The organism is Caballeronia sp., assembly GCF_049581465.1.
GTDB lineage: Bacteria > Pseudomonadota > Gammaproteobacteria > Burkholderiales > Burkholderiaceae > Caballeronia.
In genome coordinates this window covers 1-6,330 of record NZ_JBAUSA010001112.1, presented here as the reverse complement: position 1 = coordinate 6,330, position 6,330 = coordinate 1, and the positions used below count along the sequence as shown (strand labels likewise).

At 59.9% G+C, this 6,330-nt stretch carries 7 protein-coding genes; 3 read left to right on the top strand and 4 right to left on the bottom strand.

What is annotated here, in order from left to right:
• A partial coding sequence (locus tag WCA53_RS27130) for a BadF/BadG/BcrA/BcrD ATPase family protein (RefSeq protein ID WP_423917975.1) occupies positions 1 to 924 on the bottom strand: 924 nt, incomplete at its 3' end.
• 452 nt (positions 925 to 1,376) lie between these two features.
• Here WCA53_RS27130 and WCA53_RS27125 point away from each other — a divergent pair.
• The 3 genes from WCA53_RS27125 to WCA53_RS27115 all read left to right on the top strand — a co-directional run bounded on the left by WCA53_RS27125 (position 1,377) and on the right by WCA53_RS27115 (position 3,404).
• Positions 1,377 to 2,045, top strand: a complete 669-nt coding sequence (locus WCA53_RS27125) for a DNA-3-methyladenine glycosylase I (RefSeq protein ID WP_423917970.1) — start codon at positions 1,377 to 1,379, stop codon at positions 2,043 to 2,045.
• 444 nt (positions 2,046 to 2,489) lie between these two features.
• Positions 2,490 to 2,915 (top strand): hypothetical protein, encoded by a 426-nt coding sequence (locus WCA53_RS27120; protein ID WP_423917966.1) that lies wholly within the window; start codon positions 2,490 to 2,492, stop codon positions 2,913 to 2,915.
• A gap of 105 nt (positions 2,916 to 3,020) precedes the next feature.
• On the top strand, positions 3,021 to 3,404 hold the full coding sequence (locus WCA53_RS27115; RefSeq protein WP_423917962.1) for a hypothetical protein: 384 nt from the start codon (positions 3,021 to 3,023) through the stop codon (positions 3,402 to 3,404).
• A gap of 139 nt (positions 3,405 to 3,543) precedes the next feature.
• On the opposite strand, the gene rpsU is transcribed toward WCA53_RS27115, so the two are convergent.
• From rpsU to WCA53_RS27100, 3 genes are all read right to left on the bottom strand, one after another.
• Positions 3,544 to 3,756 (bottom strand): 30S ribosomal protein S21, encoded by a 213-nt coding sequence (gene rpsU, locus WCA53_RS27110; protein ID WP_035942296.1) that lies wholly within the window; start codon positions 3,754 to 3,756, stop codon positions 3,544 to 3,546.
• 351 nt (positions 3,757 to 4,107) lie between these two features.
• Positions 4,108 to 5,055, bottom strand: a complete 948-nt coding sequence (locus WCA53_RS27105; RefSeq protein ID WP_423917957.1) for an aldo/keto reductase — start codon at positions 5,053 to 5,055, stop codon at positions 4,108 to 4,110.
• 117 nt (positions 5,056 to 5,172) lie between these two features.
• The gene (locus WCA53_RS27100; RefSeq protein WP_423917954.1) at positions 5,173 to 6,183 is read right to left on the bottom strand and encodes a sodium:calcium antiporter; all 1,011 of its coding nucleotides are present in this window, start codon (positions 6,181 to 6,183) and stop codon (positions 5,173 to 5,175) included.
• Between the last annotated feature and the right edge of the window lie 147 nt (positions 6,184 to 6,330).

The window sequence follows — 6,330 nt, the reverse complement described above, 5'->3', positions numbered from 1 at the left end:
CCCATGCGATGTGGCGCCGGTGAATCCGCGTCGGGCGAGTTGGAGCGCACCGGTGGCGGAGTCGGCGAACGGCTTGCGCAGCCTTGCGCGCAGGGCAGATGGCACGAACGGCTCTAGGGGCGCGGCGAGGCCGCCGCACAAGGCGACCGGCAGCGCTTTCGCCGCGTCGAGCGCCGTCGTCATTTTTTCGATCTCGCGGCCGGCCTCATCGAGCAGACGCGCGGCGAAGGGATGGCCTGAATGCTCGAATAGCGTCGGTGCGAGGGTTGCGTAGCCGGTCTGGTTGGCGCCGGTCAGCCAGACGACCAGACCGTCGCGATCGGTCGCGCCGGTGCGTGCTAGCAATGCGTGGGAAAACGCATCGGCGGGGGTCCTTCCGTCCAGGGCTTGCTGGAGGTGTACGACCGCTCGTAGGCCTAGCCACGCGCCGCTCGCCTCGTCGCCGCTCGGAAAACCGTAGCCGCCCGCGATGCCGACCTGCCCTTGGGCGTTTAGCACCGCCGCGATGCTGCCCGTTCCAAGTGCGACGATCACGCCCGGTTCTCCGCCATGTGCACCGAGCAGTGTTGTGAAGGCGTCGCTTTCTATCTCAAGCGCGCGGACGCTCGGTGCGGCCTCGCGGAATTGCTGTAGCCAGCCTGCGTGGTTGACGCCCGCTAGTCCGCAGCCGAGCGCGCATGCGCTCCAATCGAACGGCAGGCCCGCTTTCTCGAATGCGAGCGCGCACGCGGTCGAGATCGCCGCCCACGCTCGATCAATGCCGAGCCCAAGGCCCGAGGGCCCGCCTTCAGCTCGCGATAGTTCGCTTCCGTCGGCGGTTGCGAGGATGACGCGAGTGCCGGTACCGCCGCCATCGATACCGAGGAGGTAAGGCGCTGGGCGCTTGTTGCTGGTTTGGAGGGGCTCGCGGCGAGTGTGGGGCAAGGGTGGAGTCCTCCTGCTCGCGTGGTCGTTCTGCATAGGTCGGATTTTCTTGCTTATTACTGTTAGCCCCTATCCGGGGCCGGACTTCATTTCTTTGCAAACGCGCAAAGAAACGAAGCAAAGAAACGCGTTCAAACCGCGGATACCTCAGTGTCGTCGTCGATCACTTCAGGTTTTTGGCACTAACGTAGCACGGCCCCCGAAATCTTATCCCGCAGTTGAACACCCTCCTCGCACTCAAACGCCACGCACACGCTTCGCCTCCAACGCCCAACCTGCCAAACCTCCCCGGATCCCCGCCTCCCTGACCTCCCTGACCTCCCGACCTCCCTGACCTCCCTGCCTCCTGCTCGCTCCCGTCCAGCCTCGCCCCCCTCCCAATCGGCCGACTATTCGCTCCATATCAATCCGACTATCCTGATCGAACATCAATTCAACGCCCTTCAGCACACATGAACAAGACCAAACAACCCCAGAAACCCGCGCAACCGGCGCAACCCGAACCCACGGAAGCCGTCGCGCCGCATCGCTGCGGATGGGCAACCACCAACGCGCTAGCTCGCTACCACGACGAAGAATGGGGCGTCCCGTCACGCGACGATCAACACCTGTTCGAAATGCTCATCCTCGAAGGCGCCCAAGCAGGTCTTTCCTGGTCAACCATTCTCAACAAGCGCGAGGGATATCGAGCCCTATTTAAAGATTTCGACCTGGATCGCGTCGCTGCTTTTACCGAAGACGACGTTGCGCGCCTTCTCCTTGATGCTCGCATCGTACGGAACCGCGCCAAGGTCACATCAGCAGTCGCGAACGCCCGGGCAGTGCAACGCATTCAGGCCGAACACGGCTCGCTCGCGAATTTCATCTGGTCTTTCGTCAACAACGCATCCATAGACAATCCACGCGACTCGTACACCCAAGCGCCAGCATCAAACGAAATATCCGACGCCATGAGCCGCGCACTCAAGAAATATGGCTGCCAATTCGTCGGCACCACAATTTGCTATGCATTCATGCAGGCAACCGGACTGGTCAACGACCACGAAGCAAGCTGCTTTTGCCGCACCAAGGAACCGTCCGCCGGAGTTAAGCAAAAATCAGCCGCGCATAAAAAGAATTAGTCACTTCCCTCTATTGCCAATCCGGATAAGAACATTGCGTTTTCGCAACATTTTTCGCAATTTGTGGCGTTACTAGGGAAAATACTTACCCGGCAGCATTTTTTGCGGTGAATCACCCTCTGAGGCTTTTGTGACAACGCACGAGCGTGCAAATGGTGCGCTGCAAGGCGATTCGCACCATGTCAGAATTGCGGCCTGCCGCACATAGCGTGTCCTTTTTTACCGGCAAGTGCCGTTATATATAAGGAAGCGCTGGCATTTATCGATCCGTAATCGGCCAGAAGCTGCGCTCGGAGAAGTTAGAGCTCTGAACCACTTTGTGGACTGAATGACGCCGTTGTATGTGGCCTATAGCGCGGATGAGGCAAGCGCTGCGGCCGATACTGAAGGCGTGGATTGCTTGAATTGACAAAAACCACTGCGTTCGCGCAGGGGAGAACGAAAATGAAAAATCTTCACTTCCTGACCCACCAGGAAATCTTCGACAAGGCCGTTCATCACTTGTTCGGTCAAGGCCAGGCCGGTCTTTTGCTCCACGGCGGCGGCGCGTATCGCGGATATTGCGGTGGCTGCCCTGTCGGTAGCTTCATCAAGCCGCGCGACTATATGACGGCCATGGAAGGCGTGCCCATCCGCTACATCAATAAAGCGCCCGACTCGGTCCCCGCCTACATGGACGTGGGTATCGCTGCGCTCAAAAGGGCGTTGTTGCGTTCGAATATCAACGTCTACGACCCAGCCACCGTCGAGTTGCTTAGCTGCCTGCAAAACGTGCACGACGTGTTCGGCAAATGGGAGTGGCGCGAGCGCTTGATGTCGATCGCGAGGCAGTTCAATTTGTCGGCTGATCGCCTTAAATCAGCAGCCTGAAGCGGTACGGCAAGTTCGAGTCGCTCGCTCGCGGCGCCAAGCCGCGGCATGCACCACGAACGGCATCGAACGAACAATGCAGTGAGCCACGCAATGAATCATCCAATGAGTCACCCAACCAATCGCCCGATGTTGAGCGCGAGGGACATCTATGAGCGCGTGAGCGCCCATCTGCTCGCGCAAGGGGCTGTGTCGGAGGATGAAAACGGCTCATGCCGGCTTCGAAGTAGCCATGGCCGCAAGTGCGCGATCGGCTCGCTGGTGACTGACGAGGTGTACCGGCCGGAAATAGAAGGCATCGGGATCTCGTATTATCGCCACGCGAAAGACGGTACGTTGCTGCGCGCGCTGTACGCGTCGGACGTAGACGCCTACGATCCGGAAATCGTGGGATTGCTGATCGAACTGGAGGAAGTCCACGACGACTTCGCCGTCGATCAATGGCCTCGATTGCTGGCCCGCGTCGGGGAAAGGCACGCGTTCGTCTAGACACCCTGCCCGGCACCGCTCATGGGACTCACATAGCAAAACGGCGATGCAACCCTTTCGGGTGGCACCGCCGTTTTGCTATGTTGCCGCAGAAAGCCGCAGCCCTACCCGTAAAGGTAAAGCCGCAACTTTTCCCAACTTAGTGCATCTTCTTCGGCAACATCTGGCTGCGCAGCCGCTTGCGCAGACGGCTAACTGCAGCCGCCTTCTTGCGCTTGCGTGCCGTCGTCGGCTTTTCGTACGACTGGCGTTCACGAAGTTCGGCGATCAGGCCGTTCTTCTCGATGGTCCGGCGAAAGCGACGGATCGCAACGTCGAACGGCTCGTTTTCTTTCAAAACAATAGTGGTCATGGAAGTCCTAAATCGCTAATACGTTTTTCTGACTGCGCGGCGAAGCGTGAAACAGCGGGACAAACGCCACGCGCCGGCACTCCGATCGTCCACCCAATGCAGCGGACACGAGCAAAGCGGCCACGGAGGCCGGAAAAGAGAGAGGTGGAGTTTCACCGCCGATCACGCGATGCGTATTCCACAAAACACAGAATACGCACTTCGGGCCGCCAAGCGTCGCGGAAATAGCGATGCCATCGGGCAAAAATCTCGATTCGGCGGAGATGTTATCAGATTGGCGTCAACTCGCCAACCCCGCAATGCAGTCGTGTGCGAATGCAACCCCCTGACGGCGCTCGGTTTTTGCCGCCTTCATGCGGTATCGCTGGCTTCGTTCAGGGTCGAAATGTCCTCTGGCTCCAGCGAAATCCGCGTGGCCTCGGCGAGACTTTCCAATTGCTTTACCGAAGTCGCGCTCGCAATCGGTGCCGTCACACTCGGCCGCGCGATCAGCCACGCAAGCGCGATCGTAGCCGGCGCGGTGTCATGGCGATTCGCGACTTTCACGAGCGCATCGACAATTCTCATCCCGCGATCGTTGAGATATTTCTCCACGCGCGATCCACGTGCACGCCGCTCAGTATCGGCCTTCGAACGGTATTTTCCACTCAAAAAGCCGCTCGCCAGGCTGAAATAGGTCACCACCGACACCTTATGCTCCATCACGACCGGTTCGAGATCATCCTCGTAACCCGCGCGATCGTAGAGGTTGTACTCCGGTTGCAAGATCTGATAGACAGGCAGGCGCTGGTCCCTCGATACCGCCAACGCTGCCGCAAGCCGCGGGCCGGTGTAGTTGGACGCGCCGACTACGCGGACCTTGCCCGCCTGGATCAACGCCTGATAGGCCGCCAGCGTCTCGTCGAGCGCGGTCTTTTCGTCATCGAGATGAGAAAAATACACATCGATGTAATCGGTCTTCAGCCGTTTCAGCGAATCGTTGACGGCAGCCTCGATATTCGCCGCCGACAACCCCGGACGGGTGCTCAGCATCCCCACCTTGGTCGCAAGCACGACCTTGTCGCGCTTGCCGCTTTCCTTGAGCCACTTGCCGATGATCCGCTCAGACTCGCCGCCCTGGTGGCCTTCGACCCAGGCGGAGTAAACGTCTGCCGTATCGATGAAATTAAGGCCGTGATCGACGAACGCATCGAGGATGGAAAACGACGTGCGCTCATCGGCCGTCCAGCCGAACACATTACCGCCGAAGACCAGCGGCGCGACCTTGAGGTCCGATGTACCGATTGTGCGATGCTGCATGCTCGCTCCTTGGCTGTTGTCGGCAAACCCACAAAGGGCTGCAGACGAAAAGAATACCCGCGAATCCGCCGGGGCGCGAAGCGTCTCAAAGCGGCAAAACATGGCCAGCCGCGCCGTTCAGCGCCCCAACGTCAATAGCAAATACAGAACGTAGAGTCCGCCATTGACGAGCAGCGCCCATAACACGATCCCGCCTTTCCTGGCGTTCAAGCGCAGCCACGCAGCCGCGGCAAGCGTGATAAACACGCCGGTCAACACTTCGACGCGTGGTGCCCAGGGCGTGAGCATGATGCCGATACCCGGAAGCAGCGTGCCCTGAAAAACCATCGCGCCCGTGATGTTGCCAAACGCAAGCGTGTCTTTACCGCGCCGCACCCAGATGATGCTATTGACCTTTTCGGGCAACTCGGTGGCGATCGGGATGATGATCAGCGAGAGCAGCAGCGCCGAGACGCCCAGTACCTTCGACACCCCTTCCACGCCAGAAATAAACCCCTTCGCCCCGCCAACGAGCAGCACGAGGGCGATGAACATTTGCAAAACGATGACGCCAAGCGTCGTGGGCAAGCCGACGCGCGCAAGCATCAGGCGCTCGGGTGCCTCCGTGCCGTGTCCGTCTTCTACCAGACCCGCCGACGCACGAAACGTCTGCACCACGTACGTCACGTACACGCCGACAAGCCCGACCGAGAACAACGCGCGCACTTCCCACGCGTGATGCGGCACGAACATCGCGGCTGCGGCGATCATGAATGCGCAGAGGAAGTAATTGAGGTCACGCGTGAAACCCGTCCGCTCCGGCGCGACGACTCCCTTGAGGCCGCGCGTTTTCAATGCCGCGATAGCCATCAGGCACGTCGACAATGTCGCGAGCATCAACGGCGCGCCGAGAATGGCGCCCACGCCAATTTCCTCGTTCACCGCCTGGCTCGCCGTGCCGGCCATCAACGCGATGATCGGCACGCTAGTCTCAGGCAACGCCGTGCCGATTGCCGCAAATAACGAACCGGTCACGCCTTCGGAGATGCCGAGTCGTTCGCCGAGATGCTCCAGCGCATTGGTAAAGAGTTCGGAGGCCGCCAGGATCACGACGAGCATCAACGCGAGCTGCAGGAACAGCAGGGTCATGCGGCACCTCGCGAAGAGGATCGCACGAAGCGCAAACAGGTAGGCAGCAGGCGGGTACACAGCGAGCGCGGAGCAAACGTGGGGTGTTTTTGTTTTGGAGGCACGATGTTTTTCACGGTCGGACGTCGACGAACCAGGGTGCTATCC

Excerpts from the sequence above, each read along its gene's own strand:
- WCA53_RS27105 (WP_423917957.1), bottom strand. The coding sequence starts at position 5,055 with ATGCAGCATCGCACAATCGGTACATCGGACCTCAAGGTCGCGCCGCTG.
- WCA53_RS27115 (WP_423917962.1), top strand. The coding sequence starts at position 3,021 with ATGAGTCACCCAACCAATCGCCCGATGTTGAGCGCGAGGGACATCTAT.
- rpsU (WP_035942296.1), bottom strand. The coding sequence starts at position 3,756 with ATGACCACTATTGTTTTGAAAGAAAACGAGCCGTTCGACGTTGCGATC.
- WCA53_RS27120 (WP_423917966.1), top strand. The coding sequence starts at position 2,490 with ATGAAAAATCTTCACTTCCTGACCCACCAGGAAATCTTCGACAAGGCC.
- WCA53_RS27100 (WP_423917954.1), bottom strand. The coding sequence starts at position 6,183 with ATGACCCTGCTGTTCCTGCAGCTCGCGTTGATGCTCGTCGTGATCCTG.
- WCA53_RS27125 (WP_423917970.1), top strand. The coding sequence starts at position 1,377 with ATGAACAAGACCAAACAACCCCAGAAACCCGCGCAACCGGCGCAACCC.